The organism is Rhizobium leguminosarum, assembly GCF_010668065.1.
Lineage (GTDB): Bacteria > Pseudomonadota > Alphaproteobacteria > Rhizobiales > Rhizobiaceae > Rhizobium > Rhizobium leguminosarum_S.
In genome coordinates this window covers 117,595-138,519 of the sequence record NZ_WUEN01000006.1, presented here as the reverse complement: position 1 = coordinate 138,519, position 20,925 = coordinate 117,595, and the positions used below count along the sequence as shown (strand labels likewise).

Below are 20,925 nucleotides of genomic sequence, written 5' to 3'. Positions count from 1 at the left end.
ATTCAATTAGAGGGGCCTAAAGCCGTCGGCATCGCCGGTTTGCCGCCAAACTCGGCGGCGTATAGCGCGCCAATCGCAGTCTCGATGTAATCATAGGAAAATGCGTCACTGGCTCGCACGCCAGTTTCTGCCAGCCGCTTCTTTGGGCAATCGCCGATTTTGGAAGAAAGCAGAATGTCGATGCCGTCGAGTGCAACGATAGTGTGATCGAGAGTGGCCTTCTCGCCTAAACCACCGAGGCAATACTGCTCGACCTTGCGGTGTCCCACCAAGTTGATCCCCTTTCGTGAGACTGCATACACTTGGAGTTCCCTTGCCTGACCGAAATGTTCGTTGATCCGGCCGCCACCTTTAGTCGCCACGGCAACAGCAAGGGTTCGCGAAGAACCAAGTGACTTGACTGCTTTGTTCGCGTCCAATTTTGCTGCCAGTTGATCCCCTCGCTCGTGCTGGACCAGCTTGCGATAGGCCTCGCGCTTGCTGGGGTCGAATTCAACTTTGGTAGAGATCTGGTCGAGGGCAAACTCTCGCTCGCGATCATCGCCCAACAAACCGATGGCGTCGGCCCGGCATTGTTGGCAGTGACGCATAAGCTTGACGTTGCCATCGAGACAATCTTGAAGTGCCTTCAGTTCGAACGGCTCCGGGCAACGCTGACCCGTAAGACCGTAATAAGTACCATGCGAAGGCTTGGAAATCAGGGGCACCACATTGTGCATGAATGCGCCGCGGTCTCTGATCCATCGGTTAACTTCGACCAGGTGCGTGTCATTGACGCCTGGAATCATAACCGAATTGATTTTGGTGAGGATGCCGCGCTTGGTCAGCAATTCCAAACCCAGCATTTGGCGCTCGTGAAGGATCCTGGCAGCTTCTATGCCAGTGTATCGACGATGCCCGTGGAGTATCCACGGATAGATCTTCGCCCCGACTACCGGATCCACCATGTTGATGGTGATCGTCACGTGATCGATATTCATGTCAGCTAGCTCATCGACATGATCCGGAAGCGCCAATCCATTGGTGGAGATGCATAGTTTGATGTCAGGTATTTCTCTCGCAACTCCTTCAAACGTCGCTACGGTCTTCCTCCAGTCGTAACAAGCGTCGCCCGGTCCGGCAACGCCGATTACGGAAAGCTCCGGCACTTTGCTGGCGACGGCAAGCACCTTGCGTAGTGCCTGGTCGGGAGTTAGCTTTACTGATGCGACCCCGGGACGGCTTTCGTTGGTGCAATCATATTTGCGATTGCAGTAGTTGCACTGGATGTTGCACGCAGGTGCGACCGCGACATGCATGCGAGCGAAATAGTGATGGGCTTGCTCTGAAAAGCAGGGATGATCTTTAATTCTCTCCCAGATCCGCGCATCTTTGTCATCCGTCACCGAAAGGCCATAGGACGAAGATGCGCGGCCACCGGGCATAGCGGGAGCCATCGGCGCCCGGTGGGAGGGGGCACTGCTGGTCGTCCCGACCTTTATTTCCGGTTCCCACATCGCACTGTTCCACTGTTGAGGAAAGGTTACAGCTCCAAAAGCAAGAGAGATTCAGGTCGATGAACTATTATTGTTTCAGCGCTTATGTCGCCTTACCGCTCGTTTCCCCGTTTGCTGCCGGAGATGTCTTGTAGAAATGAAAATAGATCGCGCCCGAAGTCGTTGGGCCACGCTTACGGAGTTCTTGGCGATCGCCGTCACTCCTTCTTCACATCGATACGATGCCGGCGTAGCGCATAGCCGACCTGCCGCGGCGTTTTACCCAGGATACGAGCCGCTTTGGCCTGTACCCAACCAGCCCTCTCCATTGCGTTGATCAGCCGATCACGCTCGGTGAGGCCCGCTGCCTCGATTGTGGCTGCGGCACCGCTGGGAGTGCCTGCGTGGGCGCCCAGTCCGCCCGACATTGTATCTCGCGGGTCGAGACCATGCATCGCGTCGTTGCCAATACCGTCGCCGTCGGCTTTCCGGAGGAGCGCCGAAGAACACTGGTCTTGCTGACAGGCAAAATCCGATGAAGTGATGGTATTTGAACTGGCGAGAGTGGCGGTCCTTTGAACGCAGTTGTCCAGCTCGCGAACATTGCCGGGGAAGGCGCATTTCGACAAAATGTCTATTGCCGACGGCCCGAAGTCGCAATTTCGATCATTTGCCTTGTTGAATTGCTCGAGGAACACTTGCGCTAGAAGCGAAATGTCTCCGTCGCGCTGCCGAAGCGGCGGCAAAGTGATGGGCACCACATTGATCCGGTAATAGAGGTCGGCTCTGAACTCCCCTCGAAGGACGGCCATTTCAAGGTTTTTGTTGGTGGCGCATATAACTCGAACGTCTACTTTCAATGTCTTCGTTCCGCCGAGACGTTCGAATTCGCCTTCCTGTAACACGCGCAATAACTTCGCCTGGAATTGTGGTGATACATCGCCAATTTCATCAAGCAACAGCGTTCCGCCATTGGCCAGTTCGAAACGTCCAGCTCGTTGAAGGAGAGCGCCAGTGAAAGCGCCCTTCTCATGGCCAAACAATTCGGATTCCAGAACGGTTTCCGACAGCGCGGCGCAATTCAACTTAATAAACGCCTTGCTTTTCCGTATCGATAATGCGTGTATTGCTCTAGCAAAGCATTCCTTGCCAGTGCCGCTCTCGCCTCTCAAGAGCACCGCGGAGTTCGTCGCGGCCACGATATTGGTGGTAGCTAATACCCTTTTGATCGCGGGGCTCTCCCCAACGATCCAGTCGATTTTATCGAGTTGGGTGGGATGAGGCTTCGGTTTGATTTTCGGAATCTGTCCTGCTTGTTGTTCCTCGGCGACTGAGCCGCCGTCGCTGCACAATTCGCGATCGCGCTGGCAGGTTAAGCCGATCAGGACGGCAATCATTGCCAGAAGGCTTTCGTCCTGAGCTCCGCTTTTCTGCGCGAAATCAATCCACAACGCGCCGATTGCTTTCCGGTTTACTTTAACGGGGAGAACGACAGAATTTTTCCCAAAGTGCTTCTCACCGCTAGCGATGACACGATTTATTGCGTCCGCCTGTTCAATCGTCAGAGAACGTGAGCGAACGTCGTCCCCAATGGGAGCCCGTACGTTTATCCAAGGCTCTCCTCCGGAGCCGTGAATCACGATTCCGCCGTCGCGCAATCGCAGATGCTCGACGAGGGCGTTCATGGCAGCCTTCAGCAAGTTGTCTAGAGGAAAAGAAGAGATAAGCTCTTTGGAGATGTCGTAGAGAATATGGAGCCGCGCCTCTGGTTTAATCATGCCTACAAACAGGGGAGGGTGCACTGCTTTTTACCCTGGTTCGCGAAATATGCTAACGCATATTCCTAGGTTAAAAATACGTGTTATCGACGGCGCAAAAATTAGCCTTTCGAAAGGTTGAGTGGATGCACATTCAATCGCCGCCGCTAATGCAGCTGGATCGATCGCTGCTATCCCGCCGGAGGTAGGGACTCCTCACCCGAATTTGAAGAGGACCCCGAACCCTCCCCGGGGATAATTCCACTTTATGTCGCCACTCGCTTCGCATAACACTCTGCATGTGCCGCATTCCAAGCAGCCATCCGAAACAATCGCCACTTGACCAATTTCGTTCACCTCGTAGCATTTGGCCGGACAGATTTGCGTCAAGGCGAGCAGGCTTGGGCTTGGCGACCGATGCGGCCGCACCGTAATGTGTGGGCGTCCAGTATCGACGAGATATCGGTTTTGGTACAGCTTATCCTCAATGCGCTCAATGGTGGTCGCCTTCATCGAATTTTCCTTTTAACGCCAAGATACGGCGGAGCGGACCGCGTCGCTAATCAACCCCCAACGGGATCGTGCGTTGATAAAGGAGGCAGCTGTGGCCTTCTCCCTGTTGATTTTAGGTGCACCGTCGACGCGCACAAAATTTTGCGCCGCCTGAGATATAAGCGTTGGATACGTCATGAAAAAATTGTGACTGTCGGTGTGGAGGAGGCTTGGAAGATCTTTGTGTTTGATCAGGTCTTTCATGACGAACGACTTGTCCAGCATGCCCTTATAGAGAGAGAGATTGCGCTTCGTCATGAGACCGCCACGGCTCTTTATCTGGAAGATCGCTTCACCCGCCATGAGGCCTGATGTCATCGCAAGGTTTGATCCCTCCCTATGCACGGCGTTGTTTAGTTGCGCCGCGTCGCCCACGACGACCCACCCGTTGCCAAAGAGCTGTGGGATTGCCTTGAAGCCTCCCTCAGGAATAAGATGTGCGGCGTACTCTTTGATCTCGGATCCCGCCAGTAATGGTCGGATGGATGGATGTTGCTTGAAGGCGTCAAGAAGGCGGTACGGATTTTCCATGCTTTCCGCTAAACCGGAGACGAGACAGCCGATCCCCACCGAGATCGACTCCTTGTTGGTATAAAGGAAGCCCAGTCCGGCCATTCCGCGTGAAATCGTGCCGCCGGCTTCGATCACACAGCCTTCGCCACCGGTGAGGCCGAAGCGCTCTGCGATGACCTCTTCCGGCATAAAATGCATTTCCTTGACAGCGAGTGCCACATTTTCTGGCTTCGGCATATCGCGTAAGCCGGCTCGTGTTCCAAGCAGTCCGTTCACGCCCTCAGCGAGGACGACGACGTCCGCGAGGATCACACCGCCCTCTCGGTCCGTGTAAACGCCTATTACACTACCGCTCCGATCTCGAGCAAGTTTCGTCGCTGTCGTTTCACAAAGGACTGTGCCGCCCGCCTCGCGCACCTTGGATGAGAACCATTTGTCAAACTGGGCACGGATGATCGTATACCGGTTTGGCTTCAGTTCATTGAAGTCATCAGAGCGATAGTGCACGCCCGTGTGCGACGAGTCATCCATTAGCCAGAATCGTTGCTCGACCAGATGCCGTTCCAGGGGAGCGTCATCTCGGAAGTTTGGGATAATCGCCTCCAACATGTTCGCATATAATATAGCCCCCTGAACATTCTTAGAGCCCGAATGTTCTCCGCGCTCCAGTTGCAGCACTTTTAGACCGCGGCGAGCCATCGAATACGCTGCGGCGTTGCCGGACATACCGGCACCAATGACGATCGCGTCGAACTTACTCTTGGTCATCTAGCCTTCCTCGATCCATACCCTTGATAGAGTTGTGCGGTGGCATTCGCCTGGCGAAAGCTTCTGTCAACGCCGGCAAGAACTCCAGCGCGCAAGCGACAACGCCGATGTGGGCGAAGTCAAAGATCGGAGCGTTCTGGTCGAGGTTGATAGCGACAATCAGATCGGCTCCTTCGACGCCAACGCGATGCTGGACCGCGCCAGATATTCCCGCCGCGATGTAGAGCTTAGGTCTAATGGTATGGCCGGACTGACCAATTTGTCGATCAGCAGGCATCCAGCCTTTTTGGACCAGTGGCCGCGAGCACCCCACTCCCCCGCCGATCGTCGTTGCAAGGTTTCTCAAGTATTGCAGGTTTCCTGCAGCGCCGAGGCCGAGTCCACCCCCAACCACGATGTCGGAGTTGGCCAGATCGGATTGCTCAGATCCGTCGTTGCAGAGGAATGCGAGGACTTTGGTGACGATCGCTTCCTCGACCATTGTGAGTTCGTGCTGGATAACGCGCCCAATTGGCTTATCCTCACGTTGCGGCGTCGCCATGACCCTGGACCGCACCGTTGCCATTTGCGGCCGGCTGTTCAGCGTGTAGATCGTGCACAACAAGGACCCGCCGAAAGTTGGCCGTGTCGCTGCGAGTGAACCATCTCCATCAACATCCAGCTCGGTGCAATCAGCCGTAAGCCCCGTTTGTAAGGTCGTTGCTACAGCACCGGCGAGGTCGCGGCCGAGCGTGGTCGCGCCGAGAAGGAGAATTTCTGGTTTGTGAGTAGTGACCAGATCCGTCAAAGCCTTGGTGAAGGGTTCGTTTCGATAGTTGGCGAGGAGCGGCGACTCTACCAGATAGGCGATATCGGCTCCGTAAGCGAAGGCCTCTTCGATCGCAGGCTTGGTCCCCACGCCTTCAGACGAACCGAGGATTACCCCGGCCAGTTGGACGCCCAGTTTGTCGGCTAGTCTGCGGCCTTCGCCGAGGAGTTCAATCGATACGGGATGAACCTTGCCGCGCTCAAGTTCCATGAAGACCCAGACGTGCCGGTGATCTTCGAAACACTTAAGCAGCTTTTTCCCTGAGCTGGCGCGGCCGACCGCGTTTGCCGGCGTTTCATTTTTTCTAGCGACCAAAATCTACTCCTCGCTGCTCACCGATTGCCATGGGACGTGAGCTTGCGTTCCAAAACAGGCTCGCGGGCAAAAATTGCAGCGACCGTGTCCGCCGCGACCTCGGCCAACGTTTTGTCGTTAATGTCCATTTGCATAGCTTTTTCGGCGCGCGGACCAGGAGCGAATACTCGCTTCACGACCGTCGGCGATCCCCTTAGGCCGCATTTGGTCAACTCCCCAATGCCGGCGTCAGCGGCCCCCCATTTAAGAACCGGGCTTCGCGCGGCACGGAAGGCGTCATCGAGAGAGCCCCGGCGGATTGCATTGACACCTTCCAGCACGGTGATGAGACACGGCAACGTGCTCTTCAGCATCTGCGTGCCGCTCTCCGCGTGTCGTTCAACCATGAGCTCGCGCGAAGTGGGATCAATGGAGACAATCTTCGTTACGTAAGTCAGTTGCTGGAGGTTCAGCCTCTTTGCAATTCCGGGCCCGACCTGGCCCGTGTCGCCGTCAATTGTCTGCTTTCCGGTAAAGACGATATCTGGCGCCCCATAGCTCTCGCCAATCTTCGCTACTGCTTGAGAAAGAGCATACGAGGTCGCCAGCGTGTCAGATCCAGCAAAGTGGCGGTCGGTGAGAAGCACTGCGCGATCTGCGCCGTGGGTGAGGGCTTTGCGTAGCGCTTGCTCAGCCATGGGCGGCCCCATCGTGAGAACAGTCACCTCGCCCCCATAGCGGTTACGAACTTGTAGTGCCTCTTCGAGAGCAAACAGGTCGTAAGGGTTAATGATGGTCGGTACGCCTTGGCGCATGATCGTATTTGTCACCGGGTGGACGCGTATCTGCGCAGAGTCCGGCACCTGTTTGATACAGACCACGATGTGCATAGTCGTTTAAGCTCCCAGTCGAATATGGGTTTTAGGGACCCGGCTTACTCTGAGCACTACTCGTGCCAATAAAGTTGCGCCGCAAGAAGATGCTGTCCGGGTTCAGGTTGATGCCCTCCTCAATCGCCGAGAGCGCCGCCTTCCAATTCTTAATCTCAATCGCCGCCGAGACTCGATCATGAAACAATCTGCGCAGCATAAGTCTCGCCTTCAGCAATCCGCTCCTCTTCGGCATTCTTTGCTTCCGCTCTGGCGCGCCAGGTGCCGTCAATCACTTTTGGTAAAACGTCCTGGAGCATAACCAGATCACCGATAAAGGCGATGCTACCGTCTCGGTCGACAACGAACGTCTTTGGAACGTGGAACGACAAGCTGGCTTTGAGCCAATCCTCATCCATTTCGCCTGAGTGGTCGAATCCCATCCGGATGTTCGTATTCGGGAGCGATTTGGTTATGGACGCGTCCACCTGGGCTCGGGCGTCGTCAGCCGTTGCAGCTTCCTCACTTGCTGCGATCCCAGTGAACTCAACTCCCGTGTCGATGAATTTCTTGTGCAACTTCGCCAGGTCGGATAGCTCCGGCGCGCAATAACCGCAGGTAGTCGAAAAGAACTCAACGACGTATATCTTGCCGAGCTGGAAGTTGGAAAGCGGATCGCCGCGCAGCCAGTTCTGCACTTTGATAGGCGGGGCTGGAGAGCCGAGATTTAAACTAGAAGTCACGTCTTGTTCCCCACAGTGTTTTATCCGGCGTTTCGCGCGCCAGGAATGAGCTTGTCCTGCCAAGTATCAGGTCGACTTGTTTTGACATTGAAAGGCCATCGCGGCGAACGTTCCATCGGGTGGACAAAAGACGTTTGTGATCTCGTCTTGTGAAATGGCTTCTGCGGGTGCGTGCCATTGCAAACTCCTTCTTCTAAGAGCGTGACGATAGTCACCGTCGTGACGGGACGTTGCCGAGGTCTAATGCGTATGGAGCAGGGGGCCATTCCAAATCTCCTCGCTATGTAAGTGGATTGCTGGAGGGTCAGCCTCCTTCCGATGCCGGTCAGACCGGGGCCGTGTCGCCGTCAATTGTCTGCTTCCCGACGAAGACGATACCAGGCGTCCGAAGCCCGGCACTTGTTTGATACAGACCACGATGTGCATAGGCGTTAAGCTCCCAATTGGATTTGGGCTTTAGGGACCCGGCTTACTCTGAGCACTACTCGTGCCAATCAGGTTGCGCCGGTAAGCCTTCGAGATTGCACATGTTTCGTTGTCGCTATGCGGAGGGGTTTTGTAGGGTTGCCGACATGTCGTGTCGCAATCCGCCCGATCACCACCGCGAACGGAGGGGCGGTTCGATAGGCTTCAGGTCGGATAAGTCCGTGATAGCTGCGCCACGAGCCGGAAGATTTCAACGCCGAATAATACGCACGGGGACTGAAGTTCTGGTGCGGTGGGCGTGTATCGAGCTTCGGTTTACCGTTGACAATCTGACTAGCGACACCGTATGCGCGATCAGAAGCACAGCGATCGAGAAAATAACGCTGCGGGCGCCTAGTGAGGTTGGACAAGCGGTTTAGCTGATGTTGCGGCGTGAGCAAGATCATTGCCAGAAGCGTGGAGAAACCCTTGCTGGAAATATCAATCGAAAGCGGTCCATAAACGCTGCTGCAGCGCATCGAGCTCTTGGCTTTTCTCCGTCTCAATCGTTTACATCAACGCCGTTCTGATCGGTTGACCAAACGAACAAGCCGAAGCCAGCTTGTGGTCCGTCAGACGCATGACAACGATTTGCGACATTGTCGTCACCTTTGTCAGATCAGCGACGAAGGCTACCTCCTCGATCGCGCGCCTTTTTCCGCCCACATAACTGGAATCGCAGCAACGGAGCGCGCTAAGACGATGCCCCCGTCACCCGAGCAGGACGATCCGGCAAAGATCGGCAATTCGATCGTAAGTTTGACCTGCATCAAAGACCACGAGCAGACGAGCCGTTAATCCTTAGCTCGTCAGGGACGTCCCAGCCGTGGTTCTACCCGCCAGCTCCTGCAGGCCACGCCCTCTGTCCAGGGCGTGGCCTTTTCCTTTTCGGGAAGATCACTTTCCCACGAGATTGCCTTTGGCAATTCTTAATCTGCATCAAGGAACCGATGTCCCGCAGGTGGGAGAAGTGGAGGCCAAAATCGGACAGAGCCACTGACATGCAAACTCCGACTCGCCCCGGGAGGTTTTAGCCCTGCTGGCGGGTTTTTTCTTTGCTGAAAGCAATCACGCCGATGGCGTGTTCCTGCCCTGCAGGGCAGGGTCGGCAGGGTCTAGGCCGACAGGCAAATCCTGAAAGTTGCGATTATCCGTGGTTCTGGCAGTCTCCTCCATCTGGCTGTCAATCGGCAGGGTCATCCTCGGACGTGAAAAATGGATACCGTCATTCGTCAGGCGGTGTGGATCCGCAACCCTCGCCGCATTCTCCGCTGTGCTCGCATTCAGCGCCCTTGGCAGATGAAACCTACGCCTAATGCCGTGCCGAGTGCGACGCAGGAAGGTCTAGTCAAGCCATTGATAAGGCTCGCAAACGTCCATGTTCCATAATTGTGTTTATGCCACTTTTGCATGTAGCCGGGTACATTCTATTTCCAAGTGCGACATGCTTATAAAAACAATGGCTTCGCCTTGGAGATATATGCATGTCCCTTTGCTATTCGCAGCTCACCTTGCCTGACCGCAGACGCCTATTTCACCTCAGAGAACGCAAGGTTCCCGTCTCGGAGATTGCCCACCAGCTCGGCCGTCATCGCTCGACGATCTATCGCGAGCTTAAGCGCAATACGTTCCAGGATCACGACTTTCCGGAATATAGCGGCTATTACAGCGGTATCGCCAACGACATGAGCAAGGAGCGCCGACGACGGTTGCGCAAACTCAGACGCCATCCGCATCTGCGCGACCTCGTCATCGACCGGCTGAAGGCGCGTTGGTCACCCGAGCAGATCGCTGGCCGGCTTCTCGCAGATGGCGTCAGCCCCGTCCGTATTTGCCCGGAAACGATCTATCGCTTCATCTATTGCAAGGAAGACTATCCGCTCGGGCTGTATCAGCACCTGCCGGAACACCGGGCCAGGCGCCGGCCGCGACATGCTCGACGTCGACACGGCCAGCGCTTCAGCCCGGAATTGAACATCCTGCGCCGCCCGGACGTCGTTGCCGATCGCAAGCAGTTCGGGCACTGGGAATGCGACCCGATCCAGTTCCGCAAGAAATTCGGCAAGGCCAATGTGACATCGTCGTCTAACGGTCATGATTGCTGACCGCGTGTGCGGGGGCGAGAGCTTCGTTGACATCACTGCCACTATCATAATGGACAGCAGAGTAGGACGTTAACCCTATGCGGGGCACCAGACCCGGCATCAATTACGTCTTCCTGGTGAAGTGGATCGCTAGCCGTGGCGTAATCGAAGTGACATGGCGCTTGATCATCGCCGGACAGCGCTTTGCGGCAAGTGATCAAAATTCGTTACGGCTGGTCTGGTGATGGGATACAGGCTGTTCGAACAATAATCCTAGAATCTACACACGGATAAATGAGACATCCTGTCGGTTGGTCAGATATTGCACCAAGGGTCAGTACCATTCGTTGGCCCTCAGAGGGTGACAATCCATTTCGACATTGTCATCACCTTTGTCGGTTACGTGACAAGCGTTCCTGTTCTCAATCCCGTATTTTACGCCCACATAACTGGAATCGCAGCGAATTATTGTTCGTCATCTCAATCGGCCTGCTTGGCACGAATCTTGAGAGCTATTGCGAGGCAGCGGAACGGCCTCCGCATCCGCGTTGCGGGATCACCGCATTGCCTCGAACACATGAAGGAACGCCAAACATGGCAGCTCTGCGTCAGATTGCATTCTATGGAAAGGGCGGGATTGGCAAGTCCACTACGTCCCAAAACACGCTAGCCGCTCTTGTGGACCATGGGCAGAAGATCCTCATCGTCGGCTGTGACCCGAAGGCTGATTCTACTCGCCTGATCTTGAACTCGAAGGCCCAGGATACGGTTCTTGATCTCGCAGCAACGAGAGGTTCGGTTGAAGATCTTGAACTCGAAGACGTGCTCAAGATAGGCTATAAAGGTATCAAATGCGTGGAGTCTGGCGGCCCGGAGCCAGGCGTCGGATGCGCGGGACGCGGCGTTATCACGTCGATCAACTTTCTCGAAGAGAACGGCGCCTACAACGATGTCGACTACGTGTCTTATGACGTGCTCGGTGACGTTGTGTGCGGCGGCTTCGCGATGCCGATCCGTGAAAACAAAGCTCAGGAAATCTACATCGTCATGTCCGGCGAAATGATGGCACTCTATGCCGCCAACAATATCGCCAGGGGCATCCTGAAATATGCTGCAGGCGGCAGCGTACGCCTGGGTGGCCTCATTTGTAACGAGCGTCAGACCGACCGTGAACTCGACCTCGCCGAAGCGCTGGCTGCTAAACTCAATTCCAAGCTCATCCACTTCGTGCCACGCGACAACATTGTCCAACATGCCGAGCTTAGAAAGATGACGGTAATCCAATATGCGCCGGACTCTCAGCAAGCGGCCGAGTACCGGACACTTGCCCAAAGAATACATGACAATTCTGGCAAAGGCACCGTCCCCACCCCCATCACCATGGAAGAACTTGAGGACATGCTTCTCGATTTCGGGATCATGAAAACCGACGAGCAGATGCTCGCCGAACTTCAAGCCAGGGATGCGAAGTGATAGCTGCCAGTGATCACACTGACACGAGCGCGCACCGACACGCAAAGCGCCCGCCATCCCGTGAGCGAGGTTTCGCCAATGAGGCTTCATCCGGATTTTCTAAGGGGTAGGGTCAATGAGTCTCAAATACGACAATGACAGTGACTTCCATGCGAAGCTTATTGCGGACGTGCTGTCGCAATATCCGGGCAAAGCAGCAAAGCGCCGCAGTAAACACCTTAGCCTGGCAACGAGCGAAAAGGACGCCGGCGAGGACCCAAACGCGATTAGCGAATGCGAGGTAAAGTCGAACATCAAGTCTGTTCCTGGCGTGATGACGATCCGCGGATGCGCGTATGCGGGTTCAAAGGGCGTCGTCTGGGGACCGATCAAGGATATGATTCACATTTCACACGGGCCGGTCGGCTGCGGTCAATACTCCTGGTCGCAACGTCGCAACTATTACGTCGGTCTGACAGGCATCGACACTTTCGTGACGATGCAATTTACCTCCGATTTCCAGGAGAAGGACATCGTTTTCGGCGGTGACAAGAAACTGGAAAAGGTCATCGACGAGATTGCTGAACTTTTCCCGCTAAGCAATGGCATCAGCCTGCAGTCCGAATGTCCGATCGGTCTGATTGGCGATGACATTGAGGCCGTAGCGCGAAAAAAGGCCAAAGAACATACGACGACCGTCGTGCCGGTGCGCTGCGAAGGCTTCCGTGGTGTGTCGCAATCGCTTGGCCACCACATCGCCAACGACGCAATTCGAGATTGGGTCTTCGACAAGAAAGACTTAGAATTCGAGCCGGGTCCTTACGACGTAAATGTCATAGGCGACTATAACATTGGCGGCGATGCATGGGCGTCGCGCATCCTGCTCGAAGAGATCGGATTGCGCGTGGTCGGCAACTGGTCGGGAGATGCAACTCTCGCCGAAGTGGAGCGCGCTCCGAGAGCTACGCTCAACCTCATTCACTGCTATCGGTCGATGAATTACATCTCCAGACACATGGAGGAAAAATATGCCATTCCTTGGATGGAGTATAATTTCTTTGGCCCATTCCAGATCGAAGCCTCGCTGCGCAACATAGCCAAGCATTTCGGGCCGGAGATCGAAGATAGAACGGAAACAGTCATCGCCAAATACCGACCCTTCGTTTCGGCTGTGGTCGACAAATATTGGCCGCGCCTTTCTGGGAAACGGGTGATGCTCTACATCGGCGGATTGCGTCCTCGTCACGTCATCACCGCCTATGAGGACCTCGGAATGGAAATCGTAGGAACCGGTTACGAATTCGGTCATGGCGACGACTATCAGCGCACCGGCCACTACGTAAAAGAAGGCACGTTGATCTACGACGACGTGACTAGCTACGAACTAGAGAAATTCATCGAGGGAATTCGGCCCGATCTCGTCGGGTCCGGCATCAAGGAAAAATACCCGGTGCAGAAAATGGGCATTCCGTTCCGTCAGATGCACTCCTGGGATTATTCTGGTCCGTATCACGGCTATGACGGCTTCTCGATTTTCGCCCGGGACATGGATATGGCCATCAACAATCCCGTTTGGGGTCTTTACGACGCGCCGTGGAAGAATGACCGCGCTTCGGCGGGTGGCAGTAGCATGAGGACCTAGTATTTCTCGAAGAAAACGCGGGAGGCCTTCCGCGCCGAAGGTCTCTGTACCGCCTCCATGTCGCAGCCAGACCGAAAGAGGTGACCCTATGCCGCAATCAGCTGAGAAAGCTCTCGACCATGCGCCTTTGTTCTGCGAGCCGGAATATAGGCAGATGTTGGCCGAGAAAAAGTTGAACTTCGAATGCCCACACCCTGATCAGGTCGTGTCAGACCAACGCGAATTCACGAAGACCTGGGAATACCGCGAGAAAAACTTGGGCCGCCAAGCCCTTGTCGTCAATCCAGCCAAAGCCTGCCAGCCACTCGGCGCGGTCTTCGCAGCGGCGGGATTCGAGCGAACGATGTCGTTCGTCCATGGCAGCCAAGGTTGCGTTGCCTACTACAGATCGCACCTATCGCGCCATTTCAAGGAGCCGTCATCGGTGGTCTCGTCATCAATGACAGAAGACGCCGCTGTATTTGGCGGCCTGAAAAACATGGTCGACGGTCTCGCCAATACGTACAAGCTCTATAGCCCGAAGATGATCGCGGTGTCGACCACATGTATGGCAGAGGTCATCGGAGATGACCTGCATGGTTTTATCGAAAACGCCAAAAGTGAAGGTTCGGTCCCGCGCGATTTCGATGTCCCCTTCGCCCACACACCTGCCTTTGTCGGCAGCCATGTCGATGGCTATGACAGCATGGTAAAAGGTGTGCTGGAGAATTTCTGGAAGGATGCCGCGCGAAAGGAAGCCACCGCTTCTATCAACATCATTCCTGGATTTGATGGCTTCTGCGTTGGGAACAATCGCGAATTAAAACGCCTGCTCGACTTGATGCAAGTGACTTACATGTTCATCCAGGACGCATCAGATCAGTTCGATACGCCTTCCGATGGCAAATTTCGGATGTATGACGGCGGGACCAGCATCAATGACGTGAAGGCGGCGTTGAACGCGGAGTGGACATTGTCCCTGCAATATTACAACACTCGCAAGACGTTAGATTACTGCAGAGACGTTGGACAAGCGGCGACCTCCTTCCACTACCCTCTCGGCGTCGAAGCTACCGACGAATTTCTGATGGTGATATCGGAGATTTCCAGCAGAGAAATTCCCGAGGCGATCCGTCTGGAGCGCGGCCGACTCATCGATGCGATGGCGGACAGCCAAGCTTGGCTATACGGAAAAAAATACGCAATCTACGGCGATCCAGATTTCGTTTATGCGATGGCGCGCTTCATCATGGAGACCGGCGGCGAGCCAACCCACTGCCTCGCCACAAATGGCACCTCAGCTTGGGAGGACGAGATGAAGGAACTCCTCGCATCCTCGCCCTTCGGGAAGAATGCACAGGTTTGGCCAGGCAAAGATCTCTGGGCACTGCGCTCGCTACTGTTCACCGAGCCGGTGGATCTCCTGATCGGAAATTCTTATGGGAAGTATCTCGAACGGGACACCGGTACCCCACTGGTTCGGCTGATGTTTCCAATTTTCGACCGGCACCATCATCATCGATTCCCCCTCATGGGCTACCAAGGCGGACTGCGTCTTTTAACGGCGATCCTCGACAAGATCTTCGACAGCCTCGATCGCGAAACGATGCACGCGGGTGTGACAGATTATTCGTACGACCTCACTCGCTAAAAACGGCGGCCGGCCAGGCGGCCTATCTCTCAACCAGATATGAAGGCAGACGAATGTCCTCGCTCAACGCCAAAAACAAAGATGCCTTCCACGAGCTAGCGAGTGAAAGGAGCGGCAGCAAGGGTCCTAAGGCGCGCCGAAGGAATTGCGCGAGGCCAATGGCCCCGGGAACGGCCGTCGGCGGTTGCGCTTTCGACGGCGCCAAGGTCGCACTGCAGCCGATCACCGATGTCGCGCATCTTATTCACGGGCCGCTCGCCTGCGAGGGAAATTCCTGGGACAACCGTGGCGCTGCCTCGTCAGGTCCAATACTTTGGCGCACGAGCTTCACGACTGATCTTACGGAAATCGACATCGTAATGGGACACAGTGAACGGAAGCTCTTTAAAGCGATCCGGGAAATCAAGGATGGGTATGCGCCCGCAGCAATCTTCGTCTATTCAACCTGCGTTACGGCGATGATCGGTGACGACATCGACGTTGTTTGCAAGCGAGCGACGGACGAATTTGCCTTACCGGTGGTGCCGGTCAATGCGCCAGGCTTTGTCGGGTCTAAAAACCTCGGCAACAAGCTAGCGGGCGAGGCGCTGCTCAAGCATGTCATAGGTACCGTGGAGCCCGATGAACCGGGCCTTTGCGACATCAACATACTCGGCGAATTTAACCTCTCGGGTGAGTTCTGGCAGGTGAAGCCGCTCTTGGATAAGCTCGGCATCCGCGTCCGCGCCTGTATTCCCGGAGACGCGCGATATCTGCAAGTCGCCTCCGCCCACCGCTCGCGCGCAGCGATGACGGTGTGTTCGACAGCGTTCGTTGCGTTGGCACGTAAGATGCAGGAACGCTGGGACATTCCATTTTTCGAGGGCTCCTTCTATGGCATCTCCGGCACCTCGGAGGCACTCCGGCGGATCGCCGATCTGCTTGTAAAGAAGGGTGCTGACCCCTCGCTTTTGCATCGCACAGAAATCCTTGTAGCGGAAGAAGAGGAAAAGGTGTGGAAGAGGCTGGAAGCCTACCGACCTCGCCTTGAGGGCAAGCGCGTGCTTCTAAATACAGGCGGCGTGAAATCCTGGTCGGTCGTCCATGCCTTGATGGAGATCGGCATGGAGATCGTCGGCACATCAGTCAAGAAATCGACGCTCGAAGATAGGGAGCGAGTGAAACAGACCCTGAAGGAGGAGAACCTCCTGTTCGAGTCGATGTCGCCGCGCGAGCTTTTCTCGCTTCTGCTCGAGAGAAAGGCTGACATCATGCTGTCGGGCGGACGCACCCAGTATATAGCGCTAAAGGCAAAACTGCCCTGGCTCGACATTAACCAGGAGCGTCATCACGCTTACGCTGGCTATGAGGGAATGGTGCAACTTGCTCGACAAATTGACCTGGCAATCCACAATCCGATGTGGCCGCAGGTGCGCGAGCCGGCGCCATGGGAGCCGGCCTTGGTCGTTTAAAAACGAGCGAAAAGAGAAGCGTAAGCGCGTCGAACCAAAACCGCGAAATCACTCGCAAAAAATGTTGAGGTCGTACTATGGCACGCGTCGTATCTCAAACGAAGTCGGCGGCGGTCAACCCCCTGAAGTCGTCTCAGCCGCTCGGTGCTGCCTTCGCCTTTCTGTGCGTCGACGGCGCAATACCTCTGCTCCATGGCAGCCAGGGATGTACGAGCTTCGCGCTCGCACTGCTCGTGAGGCATTTCAATGAAGCGATCCCGCTGCAAACGACGGCGATGAACGAAGCCGCGATAATCGTCGGCGGCGCGGATCGTCTCGAAGAGGCAATTCTCAGCCTCAAAGCCCGCACAAGGCCACGACTGATCGGGATATGCACGACCGCATCGGTAGAGGCCCGCGACGAGGATGTCGCCGGTGACGTCGAAAACATCAAACGCAAGCGGGCGATAGAACTTGTGGGCACCGAAGTGGTACTCGCCAACACGCCGGACTTTGACGGCGCGATAGAGGAAGGTTGGTCCAAAGCTGTTACCGCCGTGATCGAGGCAATAGCACGACCTGACAAGCAGTATCGCAATCCGAGGAAGATCGCGATCTTGCCTGGCTGGAACTTGACAGTTGCCGACATAGAACATCTGCGCGAGACGGCCGTAAGCTTCGGGCTCGACCCGGTTATTCTGCCCGACGTATCCGGAGCGCTCGACGGCTCCATCCCCGAAGAATGGATGCCGACAACGTATGGCGGCACGAAATTGGAGGAGATCCGCGATCTCGGTGCGACGATGCAGTGTATCGCAATCGGTGAGCATATGCGGCGACCGGCTGAAGCGCTGCAGAGACTGACCGGCGTGCCGTACGTGCTGTTTAGATCGCTGACGGGCCTAGAGAACGTCGATCGCTTTATTCGCGTGCTTGCCGCTGTGTCATGCAAACAGACACCGCTCAATGTCCGCCGTAACCGAATGCAGTTGCAGGATACCATGCTCGACGGACATTTCCATATGGCAGGCAAGAAGATCGCAATTGCCTCCGAGCCGGATCAACTCTTCCAGTTCTCCGATTTTTTTACTGCCATGGGTGCGGAAATTGCGGCCGCGGTCACCACGACCGGCACTTCGAAGGCGCTCGAGATGGTACCGGCGAAGACCGTCAAAGTCGGCGATCTCAGTGATCTGGAAAGTCTCGCCGCAACGGCCGATCTTATCGTCACTCACTCGCACGGCCGTGAAGCTGCCAGACGTCTCGGCGTTCCGCTGATGCGGGTGGGTTTCCCCATGTTCGACCGCTTCGGCAGCCAGCACAAGCTTACAATATTATACCGGGGAACCCGCGACGTGATCTTCGACTTCGCGAACATCATTCAGGCTAACCACCCTCCGAACCCCTGGCCCACTTGACTCAACCGACAGGCGGGAATCGCAAAAATGAGATCAGTTCGTCGCCTCTCGCTCTTCAATGGCGGACTTCATCAACGCGGACGAAATGGCAGTTGGGCGCTTTGCGAATCGATCGGCCAAATGATTGGCCATCTATGACGCGGCGCGCGACGCCGTGGACCTTCGTGGAAGCCGCTAGGTTCGAGATATCTCCGACGAGATCGGAAGACACCGTATCGAAGGAGGACTGCACCGGGGCAAAGATAGCGGCGTTAGACAGCTGCTGGCTCGCATTTTGTCCCGCAATCGGCGCGCCCTCGGTGGTCACATTTGTCATCGGCAGAACTCGCTAAATTGGAGGAATCTATGACAAGCTCATCCGTGACTCGCGACGGGTCCCTATGGATTCCGGAATATCTGAATTCGATCAACCCTGCGATGTGCATCGGCTGCGGTCGCTGTTTCAAGGTCTGCTCACGTGAGGTCATGCATCCCTACGGCATCGATGAAGCAGGTGAAATGCTCGGTGTCTGCGATGGCGAGGACGACTTTAATGGTGAGCTCAGTCGCGTGATCATGGTCATTGACTATCCCGGCCGCTGTATCGGCTGCGGAGCTTGCGCACGCGTCTGTCCCAAGAATTGCCAGACTCATATCGCCGTTGATGATCGTGCGGTGCACGAATCTTGAATTCCGTTCGGAGCGGTAGAAGCCGCCGGCGCTATTCACAGCGCGAGACAATCGCATCGGTTCGAAGGCGTGGAGAAGGCGGCATGGCAGCTTTGCGTGAAAGCAAATCCAGCCATGCGACGCGAAGCTCTTTCTGGGCATCCAATCTGCCATTCGGAGACGATCATCACTGGAAACACCAGGTCGAAAGTCCAACGATCCGAAGAGAGGGGACATTGAACTGTGAATCAAGCCGCGACTTACCTCTCTGCCATTATTCTTTGCGTCGCCGAAGCGACTGTTGCGAGTGAAACCAACGTCATGCCCAACCCGTCCGGACTCGATGTGGTCGACCTCGGAACATGTAAACCCGCCGACGAGGTCGACGGCCTTCCGGTTACATCCTTGGGTGGCGGAAGCGAGCTTCGTAATTTGAAAGCAAGATCCAACCGTGAGCTTCTAAATTACTCATGAGAGCATTAGATATTTCTGTCGTTGGAGCAACCGGGGCGGTTGGAACGGCCCTGATCAAGTTATTGGAAAAAAGCGAGATTGCGATCAATCGACTGCGGCTGTTCTCCTGTAGTTCAGGTGCGCGCCAATTCAAGTTTCGAGACCAAACATATTTAGTTGAGGCACTCCGCGACATCGGCGATATCGCCGATACAAAAACCGATATCGCATTCTTCTGCGCAGGCGGTGACGTAAGCGCCAAATGGGGGGCTCCGTTCGCATCCCAAGGCACCTTGGTGATTGACACCTCGAACTCCTTTCGAATGGACCCTGACGTACCACTCATCGTACCACAAGTTAACGCCCGTTCACTTACTGTTCGCCCACCGTCTGGAATAGTAGCAAACCCAGATTGCTCCACGATACAGCTGGTTCGGGCACTGAAACCGCTGATAGCGACGTTCGACATTCACCAGATCATTTTGACTACCTATCAGGCAGCGTCTGGAATGGGTCTGCTCGGGTGTAAGGAGCTACTAAACGGTGCCGAAGCCGTGCTCGAGGGGAGCGCCGGCCCCCCTGCGGAGAGGTTTCCTGTCCCTCTCGCGTTCAATGTCATACCGCAGATCGGAGAGATTTCCCGCGAAGGCGTGGCTCTTGAGGAACGCAAGCTGGTTCAAGAATCACGGAAGATCTTCGGTATGCCTCATCTGCAGTTAACTGCCACCTGCGTTAGAGTGCCGGTAAAGACGGGTCATTCCGAGGCGGTATACGTCGAGTTCGACGATCATGTTCGACTAGAACAGGTCCGTGAGCTCCTGGCAAATGAACCAGGTGTTCGACTTTATGCTGATGAAATTCGCGACGGATATCCAACGCCGCGCTTTCTGGGAGATCCTGCAGATGTTCACGTCGGACGGGTCCGAGTTAATCCCGAGAATCCGCGCGGGCTGTGGATGTGGGTGGTAGCCGACAACCTTCAGGTTGGGGCCGCACTCAACGCACTCCTCATCGCACAGCTTGCGATCGCCAATAACTTGATCGGTGAACATGAAGACTGTCAAGTTCGGGGGGTCGAGTTTTCGAGATCCTTTTAATACGCTTGAGTCGCTCGGCATTTAGCTGAGCTGCGGACTGCAGGAGGAAGTAAGATTATCGCCGTGGTCAGCGCAAGGTCTGGAATGACCGACAAGCTGAAAGCAACCATGCTTGGCGTCAACAGGGAAGCATCACCATCGAATCTTGATGCGGCGCTTGCCACCGGCGAGATGCTAAGTGCCTACCTGATGGATGCTGCAGTCAGCTGCCTTGGAACTCCCGTAACGTCGTTGAACGGCTATGTCCTTAGGATACGCACTAATTCAGACTTCGGCCGAGCGTCAGTAAAAAGCGTGGATCCTCAGCCAATCAGGGGCTGCACTCCAGGAGCATGACATTGTCATTGCCGCGGGTAGTCAGACAATTGATCAGTCGGGCAGACTAACGTTTCTCGGCAGAAACAGCTCAGATCTGACAGCAGTCGTGATCGCAGCTATGTTGGGAGAGCAAGCCTGCGACATATATTCAGATGTTAAGAGCGTCTACACGGCAGATCCTAATCTTGTCCCAGGGGCACGATTAGTCCCGAAGATTGCCTACCGGACAATCGCGCAGATGTCGCGGCATGGCGCAAAGTGCAGGCTCTCGCTTGTCGAAAAATTGTACGTCTCCGTTGTATAATGTGGCGCCGCGATACCTGTTCCTGCGCTGAGATATCTGAGGAATTGAGTTTGCCGTCGCAGATGCTGTCATAGCCGCCGCACTTCTTGATCCAGCTCGAGCGCAGGGTGCGATCTAACCCCGATTGCGGTTGCGACGCTAAGCGCGGTGCCGGCACATTTCGACACAAAACACGCCGTGACCCGCGAAGCGAGCTAAGACCCAG

The 20,925-nt window shown here is 55.5% G+C and carries 15 protein-coding genes and 2 pseudogenes; 9 read left to right on the top strand and 8 right to left on the bottom strand.

Features of this window, described 5'->3' with window-relative positions:
* Positions 1–2: 2 nt before the first annotated feature.
* The 7 genes from nifB to GR198_RS18665 form a co-directional block, all read right to left on the bottom strand.
* Entirely contained in the window at positions 3–1,496 is a 1,494-nt protein-coding gene (gene nifB, locus GR198_RS18695) for a nitrogenase cofactor biosynthesis protein NifB (protein WP_131714151.1), read from the bottom strand.
* A gap of 197 nt (positions 1,497–1,693) precedes the next feature.
* Complete coding sequence (gene nifA, locus GR198_RS18690; protein WP_164021421.1) at positions 1,694–3,253, bottom strand: nif-specific transcriptional activator NifA; 1,560 nt, start codon at positions 3,251–3,253, stop codon at positions 1,694–1,696.
* 195 nt (positions 3,254–3,448) lie between these two features.
* Entirely contained in the window at positions 3,449–3,745 is a 297-nt protein-coding gene (locus GR198_RS18685; protein WP_018517503.1) for a ferredoxin family protein, read from the bottom strand.
* Positions 3,746–3,757: 12 nt separating this feature from the next.
* Positions 3,758–5,065 carry an FAD-dependent oxidoreductase gene (locus GR198_RS18680; protein WP_131714152.1) on the bottom strand — a complete coding sequence of 436 codons (1,308 nt, stop codon included), beginning with the start codon at positions 5,063–5,065 and terminating at the stop codon, positions 3,758–3,760.
* Complete coding sequence (locus GR198_RS18675) at positions 5,052–6,188, bottom strand: electron transfer flavoprotein subunit alpha/FixB family protein (protein ID WP_164021372.1); 1,137 nt, start codon at positions 6,186–6,188, stop codon at positions 5,052–5,054. Before GR198_RS18675 ends, GR198_RS18680 begins: the two co-directional genes overlap by 14 nt.
* 17 nt (positions 6,189–6,205) lie before the next feature.
* On the bottom strand, positions 6,206–7,057 hold the full coding sequence (locus GR198_RS18670) for an electron transfer flavoprotein subunit beta/FixA family protein (RefSeq protein WP_131714154.1): 852 nt from the start codon (positions 7,055–7,057) through the stop codon (positions 6,206–6,208).
* 176 nt (positions 7,058–7,233) lie between these two features.
* Positions 7,234–7,779, bottom strand: a complete 546-nt coding sequence (locus tag GR198_RS18665) for a TlpA disulfide reductase family protein (protein ID WP_131714155.1) — start codon at positions 7,777–7,779, stop codon at positions 7,234–7,236.
* A gap of 1,949 nt (positions 7,780–9,728) precedes the next feature.
* Between GR198_RS18665 and GR198_RS18655 the strand changes: the two are divergent.
* From GR198_RS18655 to nifN, 6 genes and pseudogenes are all read left to right on the top strand, one after another.
* Positions 9,729–10,325: pseudogene (locus tag GR198_RS18655) on the top strand (IS30 family transposase); the annotation flags it as partial.
* Between the two features lie 597 nt (positions 10,326–10,922).
* Entirely contained in the window at positions 10,923–11,801 is an 879-nt protein-coding gene (gene nifH, locus GR198_RS18650; RefSeq protein ID WP_018484299.1) for a nitrogenase iron protein, read from the top strand.
* A 115-nt stretch (positions 11,802–11,916) separates the two neighbouring features.
* Positions 11,917–13,422 carry a nitrogenase molybdenum-iron protein alpha chain gene (gene nifD / locus GR198_RS18645; RefSeq protein ID WP_018484300.1) on the top strand — a complete coding sequence of 502 codons (1,506 nt, stop codon included), beginning with the start codon at positions 11,917–11,919 and terminating at the stop codon, positions 13,420–13,422.
* 88 nt (positions 13,423–13,510) lie between these two features.
* Entirely contained in the window at positions 13,511–15,052 is a 1,542-nt protein-coding gene (gene nifK / locus GR198_RS18640; protein WP_018484301.1) for a nitrogenase molybdenum-iron protein subunit beta, read from the top strand.
* Between the two features lie 53 nt (positions 15,053–15,105).
* On the top strand, positions 15,106–16,503 hold the full coding sequence (gene nifE, locus GR198_RS18635) for a nitrogenase iron-molybdenum cofactor biosynthesis protein NifE (RefSeq protein ID WP_164069369.1): 1,398 nt from the start codon (positions 15,106–15,108) through the stop codon (positions 16,501–16,503).
* A gap of 77 nt (positions 16,504–16,580) precedes the next feature.
* Positions 16,581–17,900, top strand: a complete 1,320-nt coding sequence (nifN, locus tag GR198_RS18630; RefSeq protein ID WP_164069368.1) for a nitrogenase iron-molybdenum cofactor biosynthesis protein NifN — start codon at positions 16,581–16,583, stop codon at positions 17,898–17,900.
* Between the two features lie 55 nt (positions 17,901–17,955).
* Here nifN and GR198_RS18625 read toward each other — a convergent pair whose 3' ends face one another.
* Complete coding sequence (locus GR198_RS18625; RefSeq protein ID WP_164021370.1) at positions 17,956–18,216, bottom strand: hypothetical protein; 261 nt, start codon at positions 18,214–18,216, stop codon at positions 17,956–17,958.
* Between the two features lie 29 nt (positions 18,217–18,245).
* Between GR198_RS18625 and fdxB the strand changes: the two genes are divergently transcribed.
* The 3 genes and pseudogenes from fdxB to GR198_RS36360 form a co-directional block, all read left to right on the top strand.
* Complete coding sequence (gene fdxB, locus GR198_RS18620) at positions 18,246–18,569, top strand: ferredoxin III, nif-specific (protein WP_018484305.1); 324 nt, start codon at positions 18,246–18,248, stop codon at positions 18,567–18,569.
* Between the two features lie 449 nt (positions 18,570–19,018).
* Positions 19,019–20,098, top strand: coding sequence for an aspartate-semialdehyde dehydrogenase (locus GR198_RS18615; RefSeq protein ID WP_131588191.1), 1,080 nt, complete (start codon positions 19,019–19,021; stop codon positions 20,096–20,098).
* Positions 20,052–20,675, top strand: a pseudogene (locus GR198_RS36360) (amino acid kinase family protein); the annotation flags it as partial. The gene GR198_RS18615 and the pseudogene GR198_RS36360, both read left to right, overlap by 47 nt.
* Between the last annotated feature and the right edge of the window lie 250 nt (positions 20,676–20,925).